Genomic DNA, 15,895 nt, shown 5'->3' on the forward strand with positions numbered 1-15,895 from the left:
GTATGTATTGCTAAATGGTTGACTGTTAACAGAATTTCAATTTTCATATTACTTTTTTTTCATATAAGAGCTGATAAAGAATTGAAATTGCCCAAAAGATTTAATAATAAGATTTTGTGCGTTGTCCGGATGAATATTTTAAGGCGATATTATAAATTCTCTTCAGATCTTCATCATTTTTATCGCAGAAAGACTGATAATAACGGATGATGTTTTGCATGGATTTTTTGCTATTTCCCATATTGGTTTGTGAAAAATCTTTCGCCGCTTTTTTGAGTTCTGTTGACAGTTTTGCAATCTGAAAATTTTTCTTTAATTCTCGTTGAGTTGTTTCCGTCATTTCATCATATCCTTTTTTTGACGAAATATTTTTCACTTCATCATTCTTCTCATAAGCTAAAGAAGCAGTGATTAAAGAATTTTCTAATTCATTTTTCTCAACTTCCATCAGGAAAATCTGGGTTTGTCCGCAATCTAAATTTTCAAGTTCTACTTCAATTTGATGATCAGAAATATATTTTGGCTGATAACCGTAAAATGTTTTAATTTTCATTCCTTCGGGAAGATTGATCGTTAGTTTCGGCTTTTTCCCGATATTGTATAAAAGGCTTTCCAATTCATCCTTAAAGGTCTTTTGAATATCTTCTTCAGCATCTCCGATGAAATAATTGGAACCTCTTCCATAAGTGGCGATTCTCCTTAACAGATCAAAATCCAGTTGTTGCCCGACTCCGATGGTACTGATGTCTATTCCTTTATCGTTAAATTCTTTCGACTGTTTCAAAATTGTTTCAGGATCTGTAATTCCGGAATTTGTCATTCCGTCGGTAAGAAGAATTACTTTGCTGTTGTAGTCTTTGGTATTGTGTTTTTGCGCTTCCGAATAGCCCATCATCATCCCCGAATGAATATTGGTGGAACCCGAAGGATAAATACTTTCAATAATTGCATCTAAATTTCCGGCAACATCTTTTATTTTTGATGATTTTAAAACAAGATTGGCAGTATCATCAAATTTTACAATGGAAATGAGATCTTCGGGTTTCAATCCTTTTACAAAAACTTTCAGTGCCGTTTTTACTTTTTCAAGTTTTCCGCCACCCATAGATCCGCTGTTGTCGATAACCAGAGAAACATTTACTTTGTTTGAGTTTTCTCTAGCCGATACATTTTGCGTTGCGAGCCCGATTTGCAGTAAAAAATTGTCGTCTGAATTCAGAATTGCATTGTCATAATCAATGCTTAAAGCCACTTCATTTTTCTTTGGAATTTTGATCTGATGTTTGTGGTAATTCATAAAATCTTCTACAATAATCGTGTTTTCATTAAGAAATCCACTTTCATTTGCACTTGAAAGACCGTTGCTCACCGTATGGGAAACAGAGCCTGAAGAAACTCCTAACTGCGCTTTTGAGATATTGAAAAGAAATGTTGAAGAGAAAAGGTAAATCAAGGTACTTCTGTTAAAAAAAGATAAATTTTTCATGATGATTAAATTTGGATTATGCTGCAAACTTAGCCTCATAAATCCCGCAGAAAATACGAAACTTGGTGAATGAAGAATTTCACTTGGTGAATAATTTTTTGCACATTATATATATGTATATCTTTGTTTTATGAAAATGTTCCGGCTTTTTGTCCTTTTTGTATTGATGTTTTTGGGAAATCTCCTGTTTTCCCAGAGCAGTAATGTTGTTCAGGAAGTTCAGACGCAAAGCAAAAGATTAAAAAAGGCGGTCGATACAAAAGACGAATCTTCACAGGCGGATTCCTACTATAACATCGGAGAATCGTTTTTTAACAACGGAAATTTCCAGAAAAGTGAAGAATATTACACCAAAGCAAAAAATATCTACGAAAAATTAAACGACAAACCGAATATTGAAAAAGCAAGCCGCAAACTTGCACAGTCTCAGGAAAAGCAGAACAAAATTTCTCCGGCAATCAGCAATTACAACAGAGCCGCAGAAGTAAGTTATTCTAAAAGCCGTGCCTTGAATTCCAATGACGTGACCAGACTTTCCGTAAATTCTGCGGAAGCTAAAGAAGAAGCGATCCAGAATAATATCCAGCTTAACGAAAAAGAAAAAGATAAAGGCGAACTGGCTGCGAATTACACGCAGATGGCAGATATCAATATTCAGCAGAATGATATTCCGAAAGCGGAAGTAAATCTTACGAATGCCTATAAAATATCTAAAAAGGAAGCGCCGCAACAGGCATTGGAAATCAACCAGAAATTAACGGATTTTTACGTTGAAAATAAAAATTTCGACAAAGCCATTGAAGCAAAAAAAACGGTGTTAAAAGAAGATTTTGTTAAGGAAAATTCTAAAAAGCAGGTAGAACAGATTCAGGAGCTCGCCGATATTTACATCAAAAAAAATGATCCGAAAGAAGCCATCGATCTTTTAAAAAAATCTTACGGAATCGCGCTTGAAAAAGGTCATACACTGGAAGCACAGAAAAGTGTAAAAAAGCTCGACAGTTTGTATAACGTTTCCGAAAATACGGATGCTTCAGTCAAATTATACCGTGATTTTCTAGGAAAATTGCCGGATCTGGTTTCAAAAGACAAAAGTCTGGTTGATGAAAAAATCCTTGAAGATACCGAACAGCGAATTGCCCAACTGGAAAAGGAAAAACAGCTTAAAGATGAACTCATCCGCAAGAAAAATGTTTTCAACTACAGTTTGATTTTTGCATTAATCGTTTTAATCGGATTGATAATTTTCATTTTCAGAACGCTCAAAAAAGTTCAGATCAAGAATAAAAAAATTGCTTTACAGTCGTTACGCCGCGAGATGAATCCGCATTTTATTTTTAACAGCTTAAATTCTGTGAATCATTTCATTGCTACCAATAATGAACTGGAAGCCAACCAATATTTAACCAAGTTTTCTAAACTAATGCGCGGCGTGATGGAAAATTCTACCGAAGATTTCATTCCTTTTCAGCAGGAGCTGGATCTGTTGCAGAATTATCTTGCTTTGGAAAAAACACGTTTTGCCGATAAATTCGATTATGAAATTGATGTAGACGAAAGTTTAAACACGCAAAGTCTCAAAGTTCCGGGAATGCTGGTTCAGCCATTTTTAGAAAACGCAATATGGCATGGTTTACGTTACAGAACAACCAAAGGATTTTTGAATCTCAGCTTTGAAAAAGAAAACGAGCAGCTCAAAATTATAATTGAAGACAACGGAATCGGGATTGAGGAAAGCAAAAATCAGAAAACGGAACATCAGAAAGCCAGAAAAGGCCGCGGAATGAAAAACACCCTCGAAAGAATCGATCTGCTGAATGATCTGTATAAAAAAGATATTTCGTGCACTGTGAAAGATAAAGAAAACAATTCCGGCGTTTTAGTTATTTTGAAATTAAATGTATTGTAAGATCCCAATGAAGAGAAAAATTTTAGCCTTTGTATTTTTAATTTCATCTTTCATGATGTTCGGACAGGAAATCAATTCTGCCCGTTTTGAAACTATTGTTAAAGCACTGAAAATAAAAAAATCACAGATCAGAAGAGAGTTTTACACGGAAAAGAAAATGCCGAATGAAAAAGATTCTTACATTGTTGTATTGCCCATTTTCGATGGTCAGGAAGATGAAGAAATGTATACTGTAAGAAATTACATCATGATTACCGATGAAAAAGGCAGTATTAAAAATAAATATTACGATCCCGAAGAAATTACTTCGGATGCGATTGGAATAAGCGGAATAACGATTGATACGGGTTTATATACAGTCAGTAAAGACATCCGTGCTTTCGGAATCAGAGTCAGCTTCAGAGGACAAAGCCAGCCGAATCCTTATTCAACAGAAGAACTTTCTCTTTTTTACAGAGAAAACGGAAGCCTGAAAAAAATTCTGAACAGATTCGAAGTGTATTCTTACGGCGGAGAATGGGACACAAGATGTGCAGGAGAGTTTCATGAGACCACTTCCACAATAGATCTCGACAAAAAAACAACCGCTAATTTTACAGATCTTATCATCAAGACACAAAATATAAACAGGAGAACAAAACTGATAAAAGGAGATTGCAAAGACTTTGAAACCTCAAAAACAACCTACAAAACTTTAAAATTCTCCAACGGAAAATATCAATAGTTTTTTCCTGCAACCTAAAACCTAAAAGTATGAAAATAAAAGCCGTCATTGTAGACGATGAACTTATTGCAAGAGATGTTCTGAGGAATTATCTTACAAAATACTGTCCGCAGGTTGAAATTTTAGGGGAAGCCGAAAATATCAAAGAAGCCGTTCCACTGATTGCCGAGAAACAGCCGCAACTGGTTTTTCTGGACGTTGAAATGCCTTTCGGAAATGCTTTTGATGTCTTGGAAGCGACCAAAGAATTTTCCTATGAAACAATTTTTATCACGGCATTTTCTCAATATTCTTTACAGGCTCTTAATAAATCGGCAAGTTATTATATTTTAAAACCAATTGACATTCAGGAACTTATTTTAGCAGTTAATAAAGTAGCAGAAAGTCTGGAAAGCAAAGAAGAACTCAACCGGAATAAAATCCTTCTCGAAAATTTAAAATTAAAACCCGAAAAACAACAATTAATCCTCCCGACTTTGCAAGGTTTCGATGTAGTGAAAACGGAAGACATTGTGAGACTTCAGGCAGATGGAAATTTCACGCAGGTGTATCTTACCGATGGTTCTAAAAAAATGGTCTGCCGTTTTTTAAAGCATTTCGATGATCTGCTGGAAAATCCTTTTGTGAGGGTCCACCGCTCCCACATCATCAATACCGGTTTTGTAAAATCTTACCACAAAAGCGGAACCGTAACCCTTTCCGACCACACGGAAATTGAAGTTTCCGGAAGTTTCAAAGACAATTTCCTGAAAGTTTTTTCCTGATTTTTTGGGCAGCTTAAAACTTCGTTTGTAAACTTCGATAAAAGCCTTTACTTTTCTCTCATTTATGTCTTCCGCTCCCGCTTTTTTGTTTCACAAAAAAAGCTCCGCTCTAGTCGGGCTGCAAAGATTCAGCATTAAAACAAAAGTATTCAGATAAAATTGAAGATTTCATTTTTTATGATCTTAGTTTAAGTGAAATCGAAGATTTGCGTTTAAAAAAATTAAAGTCATCTATTAAACTTTCAGGCATCATTTTTGAAGAATCCATTCTACTTAAAAAATATCTTATAATGAAAACTTTTCAGAAAATAGCCATCCCTGTTTCTTTAGGTATTTTAGGATTATTTATTATCAATTCCTGTTCGGTAGGGATTCCCAAAGGAGCAACGGCTGTACAGAATTTTAAAGCCGATAAATATCTGGGAACATGGTATGAAATAGCCCGTTTCGATTACAAATTCGAGAAAAATATGGATAATGTAACGGCAACCTACTCTAAAAATCCAAACGGAACCATAAAAGTAGATAACAAAGGCTACAACTACGTTAAAAAAGAATGGAAAGAATCTATTGGTGAAGCACGATTCGTCGGAAAAGAAGATGAGGCACGTCTGAAAGTTTCTTTTTTTAAGCCGTTTTGGGCAGGATATAATGTAGTGGATATCGACGATAATTATCAGTATGCTCTGATTATGGGAAATAATTTGGAATATCTTTGGATTCTGTCCCGAACAAAAGAAATCCCTGAAAGCATCCGCCAGAGATTTTTAGAAAAAGCAAAAAATATAGGTTATAATACAGATAAATTAATCTGGGTTAAACATAATTAATCTGAATTAAAATATCAGACAAAATAAAAATCGCTCCGAAAACAGAGCGATTTTTTATTTTAATGAATATGTTTTTCTGCGTGATAAGAACTTCTTACCAAAGGTGAACTTTCAACATGTCTGAATCCTAAACTTCTTGCAAAATCCCCAAATTCATCGAATTCTTCAGGAGTGATAAATTTCTTTACAGGAAGATGTTTTTTTGTAGGCTGCAAATACTGTCCTAAAGTAATTACATCTACGTTTGCGTTTCTGATGTCTTCAATCGTCTGGAAAACCTCATCTTTAGTTTCTCCCAAACCAAGCATTACGCCTGTTTTTGTTCTTCTCTGTCCTGCTTCTTTTAAATATCTTAAAACCTCAAGGCTTCTTTCATATTTTGCCTGAATTCTTACTTCTCTTGTCAGACGTTTTACCGTTTCCATGTTGTGAGAAATTACTTCCGGAGCCACATCTACCAATCTGTCGATGTGTTTTGTAATCCCCTGAAAATCCGGAATCAAAGTTTCCATTGTGGTTCCCGGAGAAATTCTTCTTACTGCATTTACGGTTTCTGCCCAGAGAATAGATCCCATATCTTTCAGATCATCGCGGTCTACAGATGTTAAAACAGCGTGCTTGATCTTCATTAATTTGATGGAACGTGCCACTTTTTCGGGTTCGTCCCAGTTTACATCCATCGGTTTTCCGGTTTTTACCCCGCAAAATCCGCAGCTTCGGGTACAGATATTTCCAAGGATCATGAAAGTAGCTGTTCCTTCTCCCCAACATTCGCCCATATTCGGACAGCTTCCGCTCTGGCAAATGGTATTTAATTTATATTTATCAACCAAAGTTCTCAGTTCTCGGTAGTTTTTTCCGGTAGGAAGTTTTACACGAATCCATTTTGGTTTCTGAACGGTAGTATCCTGAATTAAATTCTCCATTTATTTCTCAAATTGAGGTTCAAAGTTAGTGATTTTTTTATCGAAACAATCAAAGACACGCATTGATGAAACACATAATTTCGTAATTTTAGAGTACAAAATATTTTATGAAGACTACATTCTGCATTGCAGCTCTTATTTTCAGCACATTCTGTTTTGCGCAGAAGGAATTTTAGCCAAAAAATTCTAAAATCAATGAAACTGTTGAAGGTGATCTCGACGGAGATAAAATTCCTGAAAAAGTTGTGGTTTATGACATTCCGACCAACAGCGATTCCGGAGACATCCGCGAAATTCAGATTCTGAAGAAGGTAAATAATAAATGGAATGTTTTGGAAAAATCCCGAAAAGCAATTCTGGGCAGTAAAGACGGTGGAATGATGGGCGATCCGTATCAGGGAACCGAGATAAAAAACGGAATCCTGGAAATTAGCCATTACGGCGGAAGCAGCTGGAAATGGGGCGGTACAGACAAGTACAGATTTCAGAACGGTCATTTCGAATTAATCGGCTTTTTCTCTGAAAGCGGAAAACCTGAAGAATATTGGACAACGGTAGACTTTAATCTTTCCACAGGAAAGATTGTTTACGAAAAGGAAGTTGCCAACAAAAAAGAATACGGAAATTCGAAGAAAGAAATCTTCATTAAAAAAGGAATGAAAATCAATCTGCAAAACAGAAATCAGGAAAAAAGAAGAGAAATTCTGATTCCCAAAACAAAGGAAAAAATTTATATCTGATGACATTAAAGTAAAAAAGCACCTCTTTGCAGAAGTGCTTTTTTAATAAATTAGTTTAAACTTTTTACCACAAAAGATTTAAACACTTTAGTTTCTTAAGTTTAATCATTCAATGGAAAAAAAAGAACACATAAGTTAAAAAAAATCAAAGATTTTATCTCTTTCTAAACTTTTATTAAATACTTTAGATAAATCCATAAAGTCTTTTTTCTCTTTTGAGGTTAAATTTAAAGCTAGTTTAAACAACTTCAATATCATTTTAAAGGTTATTTAAAATCTTCAATGGATTTGTTGATTGCGTCAATCTGCTTATTGATGCTTGCTGCATTTTGAGGATTCTGCTTCAGAAGTTCCATTTTTTTGGCAAGACCGTCTTTCAGCATTTGGGAGATCATCATTTTCGCCTGAGGATTGTTCCCGATCTGTCCTTTTGCCTGATTCAGCATTTTGGTGATGCTTTCTGTCGCTTTCAGATTATCAGAACTCATAATCCAGTTGTAGCCTTCTTCCGCACTTTTGCCCAGTTCAGGATTCTGGAATTTAAGGAATGGATAAAATGCTGCCATCTGTGCAATGTTTGGCATTTGTGAAGTCACTTTATTTTTAACAATAATTGGTAACAGCTTACTCAATAAATTTTCGGGAGCGCCTTCCAGATCAATCTTATCGGCTAAAGTACTTGCTCTTGCCGGATCGATTTCAACAATAGCACTCACCGAACTTCCTTTCACTGCGTTTGAAACGGCATTTACTCCTTTTTCGAAAACCGGAAGGTATTTTTTATCCTTCGTTTTTGCCAAAGCCGAAATGGCTGCAGCCTGTACTAAAGTTTTAGGATCATTGGAAGCTAATTTTTCTACTTCTGCTCCCATCGCTTTAAATTGTTCAGGATTTGATAAATCCATTAACTGTAAAGCTTTTATTCTCGTTCTGAAGAACGGATCTTTAAGAGCGGCTGCCAGTAATTTTGTAGCTGCCGGATTTTTTCCCACCTGATCTTTAATTCCGCTCAGCGCAAGATATCTGCTTTTAAATTCTTTTGATCCCGCATACTGCATTGCATATTGCTCCGGTGTTTTGGTATCCGTAATGTCTGCCACTAAAATTCCGTCGGCATTAATATTTACGAGGTCTGCATTTTTAGAAACATCAAAATTGAAAGTATTTTTTGCTTCTGCATTTACCCAAACATTGTATCTTCTCGGTTTTCCGTTATCGTACACATCGATTGCCAGAGGAAACTGGAACGGCTGTTCCTGCGTCTGCTCTATGGTTACGGCAACCTGTTTTTTAACCGGCTCAAAAGTATAAGAATATTTAATTTTCGGATGTCCGCTTCCGAAATACCATTGGTTGAAGAACCAGTTAAGATCTCTTCCCGAAACTTTTTCGAAAGATAATCTTAATTGATGCGCTTCTCCGTTTTGATATTCATAGGTCTTCAGATAATCGTTCATTCCTGCAAAGAAAGCATCGTCTCCTAAATAGTTTCTCAGCATATGAAGAATTCCCCCTCCTTTCTGATAGGTTACCAAATCGAAAACATCTTCACGGGAATCGTAATCGAATCTTACCAAATCTTTTTTGAAATCCGCCGGATTATGGATGTAGTTGTTTACATCTTTCATCTGGTGATAATCTGCCTGATCTTTTCCGTATTTGTATTCGTTCCAAAGGTATTCGGAATAATTAGCGAAAGATTCATTTACCGTAAGATTACTCCAGCTTTCTGCCGTTACGAGATCTCCGAACCATTGGTGAAACAATTCGTGGGCAATGGTATCTTCCCATGTATTTTCGTCGATAAGCTGTCCCGGTTTCTGTAAAATATCACTTCCGTGTAACGTTGCCGTTGTATTTTCCATCGCTCCGCTCACATAATCTCTTCCGGAAATCTGAGCGTATTTTGACCACGGGAAATCGTAGCCTAACTTTTTAGAGAAAAACTCGATCATTTCCGGTGTGTTTCCGTAGATCTGTTTTGCATACGGTTCGTATTCTTTCTCGATATAATAATCAACTGCTATATTTCTCCATTTATCCTTCACAATAGCGTACTCTCCCACTCCCATGAAGAAAAGATAGGTAGAATGTCTTTTATCCATCACCCAATGATCGGTTCTAAGACCGTTTGCTTCTTTTTGGGAATCTTTCAGCAATCCGTTGGAAAGGGTTACGTATTTATCAGGAACCGTCATGTAAATTTCCTGTGTTGTTTTCTGGTTGGATTTATCGATGGTCGGGAACCAGGCTGAAGAAGATTCCGTTTCACCCTGCGTCCAGATTTGCGTTGGTTTATCGGGATCTGTTCCCTGTGCATTAATGAAATACAGACCTTTCGCATCACTAATTGCCATGCTTCCTTCCTGTTTTACTTCGTTCGGACGTGCTGTATATTTGATGTAAACTGTGTAATCCTGATTTTTCTGATAGGTTTTGTCTAAAGTAATTTTTAAAACATCATCCTTATAATCATACTTTAAAGGAGATTTTTTTCCATTGATATCCAAAGCGACTTCATGGATCAGCATTCCTTTTGCATCAAGCGTAAGTTCGTTGGTCGGATAGAAAAAAGGTGCGGCAGTAAGCCATTCTTCCCCGTTCATCTGTTCTTTCTGATAATCGAAATTTACTTTAAGCTTCGTGTGTTTCAGCTCCGTTACTTTGGTATGAGTGGCTCTGTATACTTTTTCTCTTCCCGAAGTTTCGGTTTGTGCTGCTGCATTTGCGGAAAATAAAATTCCGCCCAGTAAAGCAATCGATAAAATGGCTTTTTTCATTATTTATTTCTTAAATTATTTTTTAGTTAAAATATCAAAAATATCGTTTACCAATGTTTCGTAATCTCCTTTTTTGAACTGTTCTTTGGTTTTGGCAAAAGCTTTTTTCAGCTCACTCTCAGGATTTTCGTCGTCGATAATTTCTATGGATTCTATGCCTTTCATCTGAAGAATTGCATTTTTAAGTGCTTCAAGATCGGCGGTTTCTTCGGTGTTTATTTTTAAATATTTCATTGTTTTATTCTTTTGTAAACGTATTTTTTGTTCCTCCCTGAATAATGACAAACTGTTTTTTTGCCGGATAGAAATCGATCACAATTCCTGCCATATCAAATTTAAAACTTGTCTCGGAAATTGCTTCTAAAGGGAACGCACTTTGTCCTGTTGCCTGAGCCATCAGTTTTTTATCTTCAATAAAAATGCTAATCTTTAACGGAACATCTTTGCTGGAATAAGTTCCTGTAAACTTCTGAAGATCATTCTCTGAAATTTCATAGGTTTTGAAATTGGGCATTTCGAAATCTTTTCCCATGGCTGTTTCAATCATTTTGATGGAAATATCATTGGTATCCATTTCCGACTGATTGGTGCTGAAAGCGGTGGCAATTTTCAGATCCGGAAAATAAAATAGTGCGGAACTGAAATTGTCTATTCCTCCTGTATGACCAAATCCCGAATATTTGTCGAAAGGAACTTTCACCAAGCCATATCCGTAATCATCCACAAAAGTTTTCATTTTTTCCAGACTGGATTTCTTCACTAATTTTCCATTTTCGAGACCAAGAATAAAAGTGAGAAGATCTCTTGGAGTAGAGATGATATTTCCTGCGCCAATCGGAATACTCATATCCGTTTCAGATGAAGCTACATATTTTCCGTTGGTGTATTGATACGCTTTTGCCTGATCTTTTGATGGATCTATTTTTCCTCCAACTTCTGTAAGCGTTAATTTTAAAGGTTTTGTAATTTTATCTTTCAGCAAAACAGCATACGGTTTTTTGTAAATTTTTTCGAGAATAAAACCGAGCAGAATGTAATTAGAATTGCTGTATTCGTGTTTTGAACCGGGTTCAAAATCGCTATTATATTTTTTTATAATGCTGATTAAGCTGCTTTCTGTCTGAGGTTTTGTATTGTACTGCCAAAACTCGGCTTCACTGGTCAGATTATGAATTCCTGTTCTGTGCTGCAGTAAATTTTCGATGGAAATTTTTTCAGCATTTGAAATCTCAGGATAAAATTCTGAAAGTTTCTGATCTAAGGAAATCTTTTTTTCCTCCAAAGCTTTCATAATTAAAACGGCAGTAAATGTTTTACTGATTGATCCGATCCTGTATTGGGTATTTACATTTGCTTTCTGATTTTTTTCTGCATCTGCAAAACCCACAACTTTCACAAAGGTAGGGCGGTCGTTTTCTGCAAAGGCAAAGCTTCCCATTACTTTATGATGTACGAACAGAGAATCGATATAGCCGGCTAATTTCTGCTTTACATTGGTCTGAGAAAATACAATGGCAGAAAAGCTGATCGCCGAAAGAAAAAGTAACTTTTTCAACATACTTTTGAGATTTGCTGAATGAGTAGTGAAAACACAAATTTTGTTACATTAATATCCTTTTTTGCGAGGATATTCACCATCCAAAATACCGTTATCATTAAGTTTCCAGATAATTTCGTTTTCATCTTCCGAGAGAGTATCTTTTTTAAGATAATCTAAAATGACATTTTTGTTAGCCGGATTTTTAAAAGACAACAATTCGGTTAAAACTTTTCTTTTACTATAACCAAAAGAATCGTTCTTAATTATGGATATAAATTCTTTTTGCAAAAGGTCATCGTAATCTCCTTTATGCCAGTGATTAAGATAATTAATAGCAGAAATTTTATGATTTTTAAATGCCTGAATTTCAATCTGCTTTCTGAAAGTTTTAGGATACAACTTATATCTTAATGCTTCCTGTAAGAGACTTTCCGAAGAGTTTGAACTAAAAATGATCATACTATCCAGTTTCTGCAACTTGGAATCTGTGCGAAGATTTTCATTGTCTAAAGAATGTAAATAAGCATAATATAAAGGTTCCGCAGGATTCTGATCACCAATAATACAGCCGTCTTGTGTATGAATCTGAGATTTTAAATTTAAAAAATTAAGAAAAATTGTATCTAAAACTTCGGGTTTCCGATCCAATAATCCGATAGCCGAATAAACAGCAACAATTCTGTTTTTATTATGGATAAGAGCTAATAATTCTTCATCTGAAGCCAATCTTTTTAATTCGTTGAAATTTTCAAAATTAGCAGATTTTTCTGCACCTTTCCCAATGTATTCCGTCTGATATACATTAATTTCTGAAATTTGCTGCACAATGCTTCGTAAATGCTCCGGAACATGTAGTGTATCAAAAACCACATCTTTGGAATAGTCAACAACTTCTATGAGTTCCGAATAATCAGCTTTCTTTTCTTTTTTACAACCCAAAAGAAAAACTGCCAGAAACGGTAGATATAAAAATCTGAAAAATCTCATTAAATCGCAACAGGCGCTTTAATTCCCGGATGGGGATCATAATTTTCCAGCGTGAAATCTTCAAAATCAAAACTGAAAATATCTTTGATTTCAGGATTCAACTTCATGGTTGGAAGCGGTCTGGGTTCTCTGGAAAGCTGTCTTTTAACCTGTTCAAAATGATTGTTATAAATATGAACATCTCCAAAACTGTGAACGTAATCTCCTACTTCCAGATCGCAAACCTGCGCCACCATCATCAGTAATAATGCATAACTTGCAATGTTAAAAGGAACCCCCAGAAAAACATCGGCACTTCTCTGATACAGCTGAAGCGAAAGTTTTCCATCTGCCACATAAAACTGGAATAAGGCATGACAAGGCGCTAAAGCCATATTCGGAATTTCGGCAACATTCCATGCAGAAACGATAAGCCTTCTGGAATCCGGATTTTTTTTGATCTGATCAATAACATCGCTAATCTGATCCACGATTTTTCCATCTGCTCCGTTCCAGCTTCTCCACTGCGCTCCGTAAACCGGTCCAAGATCTCCATTTTCATCTGCCCATTCGTCCCAGATCGAAACACCATTGTCCTTGAGATATTTGATGTTCGTATCTCCTTTCAGAAACCATAATAATTCGTAAATAATGGATTTCAAATGCACTTTTTTGGTGGTTACCAAAGGAAAACCTTTCGATAAATCATATCTCAGCTGATAGCCGAAAACACTTCTTGTTCCGGTTCCGGTTCTGTCGGTCTTATCGGTTCCGTTGTCTAAAATATGTTGTAAAAGGTCTAGGTAATTTTGCATTTCGAAGGATTATTTTGAGTGTCAAATTTAGAAAAATCTTAATGATTTTCTGCTATCATAAGTTAGGAAAAAAGCAGTAATGAATGTAAACAGATTTTATGATTCAAAGAAATTTCACTTTACTTCTACAATCTTCTGAGTGATATTATTCACAGAAAAACTCTGGTTTTCAGTTAATCCGTGCATTGCTTTTGCCAAAGGCGATTCTGCAGAAACCGTCATTATTTTCTGTTGGTCTACCATTATTTCTCCCGCCGATGCTGAAATGTAGAAAAGACCTTTATCTGTTTTTACCAAAGCTCCATTTTGTACTTTTGATGATGGATCTGATGATATTTTCTGCACAATAGATTGCTGGTTTAACGATTCGTTCAGTTGCCTTTGCAGATTATTGATTTCCTGCTGAAGCATTTCGCGTCCGGTCTCATATTTATCGCCCATTGAGCTTTTGGTATCGTTGTTCGAAGCGCGCGTTTCTTCAATCAGTTTTTCAAGTTTCTGAATTTTTTCAGCAATTCTGCTTTTTACCGCTTCTAATATTTTTGATTTTTCCATCTACAGAATTTAATTTTATATTTTAAACTTATTTAAACTAATTTCAGAATTAACCGCAAAAGGGACAAAAGATAATGTTAAAGCGAATTTCCATAATAATCAAAGCACTCAAAAGAATAAAAATCAAAGATTTTTAAAAACTATGGTGAGCTTTTTCATTGATAATGATGAACTTTAAATAAAAAATTTAGTATATCTTTTGTGGCTTTTGAGGTTAAGTAAAAGTTTAAACAGACTTTTTATCTCCTAACATATCTTAAACAAATAAAACGAAGAAAATTAAGTTTAAAACATGCTCATTAAAGTTAATCTCCGCCCAAGAAGCGGAGATTTTATAGGAATCTATTTTTCAAAAACCGCGTAATCTCCGGGTTTGAAATTAAAATCTTTTCCGCTGTTAAAGTCTCTTTTTGTTTTTTCAAAAATATTTTTAAAGATTCCGGAAAGATGTTCGTCTTCAATAGAGAAGTTTACAGGATCTTTTGACATATTGAGAACAACTAAAACTTCATCGTTTCCGTTTTTTCTTATATATGCTAAAATTTTGTCGTTAGCGGTTGTGTTGAGAAGATACGTGGTAACATTAGAATCGCCTCCTCTTAGTGCCGGATTTGAAGATTTTAAGTTGAGGAGTGTCTTATAAAAGTCTGCGTTCTGATACACATTGCTCCATTTGATGACATCTTTTTCAAAAAATTCCAGACGTTTCATGTTGGGTAATTCCTGACCTGAATATAACAACGGAACACCGTTCCAGGTTGCAGAGAATACAGCCATCGGTTTTGTGATGACACCATATTTTTCATATTCTGTTCCGTTCCATGAGTTTTCGTCGTGATTGGTTGTAAACCACGCTCTCATCGAATTGTCTCCAATTGCAGAGTACTTTCTCAGAAGATCCGTGAGTTCTGAAAGCGGTTCATTTTTTTTGTAATAATCGGCAGATTTGTGCATCCATTTCCACGAGTAGCTTGCATCAAAAACTTTTCCGTATTCCGGACTTTCGAGTTCATCGAATTCTCCCAGCCAGAAAAGGGGTTTTACTTTTTCCACTTCAGGACGCGCCTGCTGCCAGAAATCTACTTCAACCCAGGAAGCAAGATCGCAACGGAAGCCGTCGATATTGGTTTCTTTTACCCAGTATTTCATGGCATCAATCATTGCAAGACGCATTTCCTGATTTTTATAGTCGAGTTCGATGATATCATCCATTCCGGAAGCGATATGGAATTTTCCGTCCGGATCTTTTAAATAGAAATCGGGATGGGTTTTTGTCCAGATATGATCCCAGCCTGTGTGGTTCGCAACCCAGTCTATGATTACTTTAAAGCCTAATCGGTGCGCTTCGTTCACCATGTGCTTGAAATCGTTCAGCGTTCCGAATTCGGGATTAATGGAGGTGTAATCTGATGCAGCATAAGGACTTCCCAGACTTCCTTTTTTATTTTGCTGTGCAATCGGAGTGATTGGCATAAACCAAAGGGTTTTTACGCCCATTGATTTGAGTCTCGGCATTTCTTTTTCAAATGCTCTGAAGGTTCCTTCTTTTGTATATTGTCTTACGTTTACTTCGTAAATGTTGGTAGTGTGTTTCCAGTCCTTAGGTAAATCCATCATGTTTTTTGCAGCTTTTTGCGTGGTACAGGAAACGATTCCCAAACCTATCGCAGCGATTAAAATTAATTTTTTCATTAATTCTCTTTTAACAAAAATAGGGATTGTGATCGGAAAAAAGGAAATCTGAGTCTCTATTTTTGTACAGAAAATGAAATTAAAGTATGCAATAAGCTGTATTCTGACCTATTTTGATCGAAAGCCCGAGATCCTAGCCGAGATTGAGCGGCATGTCTGAGCTCTTTT

General features: G+C 35.8%; 14 protein-coding genes. 5 read left to right on the plus strand and 9 right to left on the minus strand.

Annotated elements, in window-relative coordinates; genetic code table 11:
• Positions 1-100: 100 nt before the first annotated feature.
• Complete coding sequence (locus KKI44_RS07150; protein WP_214590489.1) at positions 101-1,486, minus strand: vWA domain-containing protein; 1,386 nt, start codon at positions 1,484-1,486, stop codon at positions 101-103.
• A gap of 130 nt (positions 1,487-1,616) precedes the next feature.
• Here KKI44_RS07150 and KKI44_RS07155 point away from each other — a divergent pair, with 130 nt between their 5' ends.
• The 4 genes from KKI44_RS07155 (at position 1,617) to KKI44_RS07170 (ending at position 5,713) form a co-directional block, all read left to right on the plus strand.
• On the plus strand, positions 1,617-3,395 hold the full coding sequence (locus KKI44_RS07155) for a histidine kinase (RefSeq protein WP_214590490.1): 1,779 nt from the start codon (positions 1,617-1,619) through the stop codon (positions 3,393-3,395).
• 7 nt (positions 3,396-3,402) lie between these two features.
• Positions 3,403-4,119 carry a hypothetical protein gene (locus KKI44_RS07160; protein ID WP_214590491.1) on the plus strand — a complete coding sequence of 239 codons (717 nt, stop codon included), beginning with the start codon at positions 3,403-3,405 and terminating at the stop codon, positions 4,117-4,119.
• Between the two features lie 29 nt (positions 4,120-4,148).
• Positions 4,149-4,883: a LytR/AlgR family response regulator transcription factor gene (locus KKI44_RS07165; RefSeq protein ID WP_116096214.1), complete on the plus strand. Its 735-nt coding sequence runs from the start codon at positions 4,149-4,151 to the stop codon at positions 4,881-4,883.
• A 290-nt stretch (positions 4,884-5,173) separates the two neighbouring features.
• Positions 5,174-5,713 (plus strand): lipocalin family protein, encoded by a 540-nt coding sequence (locus tag KKI44_RS07170; protein WP_214590492.1) that lies wholly within the window; start codon positions 5,174-5,176, stop codon positions 5,711-5,713.
• A 59-nt stretch (positions 5,714-5,772) separates the two neighbouring features.
• Here KKI44_RS07170 and lipA read toward each other — a convergent pair whose 3' ends face one another.
• Positions 5,773-6,639 (minus strand): lipoyl synthase, encoded by an 867-nt coding sequence (lipA, locus tag KKI44_RS07175; protein WP_214590493.1) that lies wholly within the window; start codon positions 6,637-6,639, stop codon positions 5,773-5,775.
• 245 nt (positions 6,640-6,884) lie between these two features.
• On the opposite strand from lipA, the gene KKI44_RS07180 reads away from it, so the two are divergent.
• Positions 6,885-7,379, plus strand: coding sequence for a hypothetical protein (locus tag KKI44_RS07180; RefSeq protein WP_250902175.1), 495 nt, complete (start codon positions 6,885-6,887; stop codon positions 7,377-7,379).
• A gap of 266 nt (positions 7,380-7,645) precedes the next feature.
• Here the strand turns inward: KKI44_RS07180 and KKI44_RS07185 are convergent, their stop codons facing one another.
• The 7 genes from KKI44_RS07185 to KKI44_RS07215 all read right to left on the minus strand — a co-directional run bounded on the left by KKI44_RS07185 (position 7,646) and on the right by KKI44_RS07215 (position 15,727).
• On the minus strand, positions 7,646-10,159 hold the full coding sequence (locus tag KKI44_RS07185; protein ID WP_214590494.1) for a M1 family metallopeptidase: 2,514 nt from the start codon (positions 10,157-10,159) through the stop codon (positions 7,646-7,648).
• A 15-nt stretch (positions 10,160-10,174) separates the two neighbouring features.
• Complete coding sequence (locus KKI44_RS07190; RefSeq protein ID WP_214590495.1) at positions 10,175-10,393, minus strand: hypothetical protein; 219 nt, start codon at positions 10,391-10,393, stop codon at positions 10,175-10,177.
• Positions 10,394-10,397: 4 nt separating this feature from the next.
• Positions 10,398-11,717 (minus strand): serine hydrolase domain-containing protein, encoded by a 1,320-nt coding sequence (locus KKI44_RS07195; RefSeq protein WP_214590496.1) that lies wholly within the window; start codon positions 11,715-11,717, stop codon positions 10,398-10,400.
• A gap of 48 nt (positions 11,718-11,765) precedes the next feature.
• Complete coding sequence (locus KKI44_RS07200; protein ID WP_214590497.1) at positions 11,766-12,686, minus strand: hypothetical protein; 921 nt, start codon at positions 12,684-12,686, stop codon at positions 11,766-11,768.
• Entirely contained in the window at positions 12,686-13,480 is a 795-nt protein-coding gene (locus tag KKI44_RS07205) for a thymidylate synthase (RefSeq protein ID WP_214590498.1), read from the minus strand. The genes KKI44_RS07200 and KKI44_RS07205 overlap by 1 nt, the downstream gene beginning before the upstream one ends.
• 114 nt (positions 13,481-13,594) lie before the next feature.
• Positions 13,595-14,035 (minus strand): hypothetical protein, encoded by a 441-nt coding sequence (locus KKI44_RS07210; RefSeq protein ID WP_214590499.1) that lies wholly within the window; start codon positions 14,033-14,035, stop codon positions 13,595-13,597.
• 342 nt (positions 14,036-14,377) lie between these two features.
• The gene (locus KKI44_RS07215; RefSeq protein WP_214590500.1) at positions 14,378-15,727 is read right to left on the minus strand and encodes an alpha-amylase family glycosyl hydrolase; all 1,350 of its coding nucleotides are present in this window, start codon (positions 15,725-15,727) and stop codon (positions 14,378-14,380) included.
• Positions 15,728-15,895 lie beyond the last annotated feature (168 nt).

The sequence above is a fragment of the Chryseobacterium sp. ZHDP1 genome, from assembly GCF_018603435.1.
GTDB lineage: Bacteria > Bacteroidota > Bacteroidia > Flavobacteriales > Weeksellaceae > Chryseobacterium > Chryseobacterium indicum.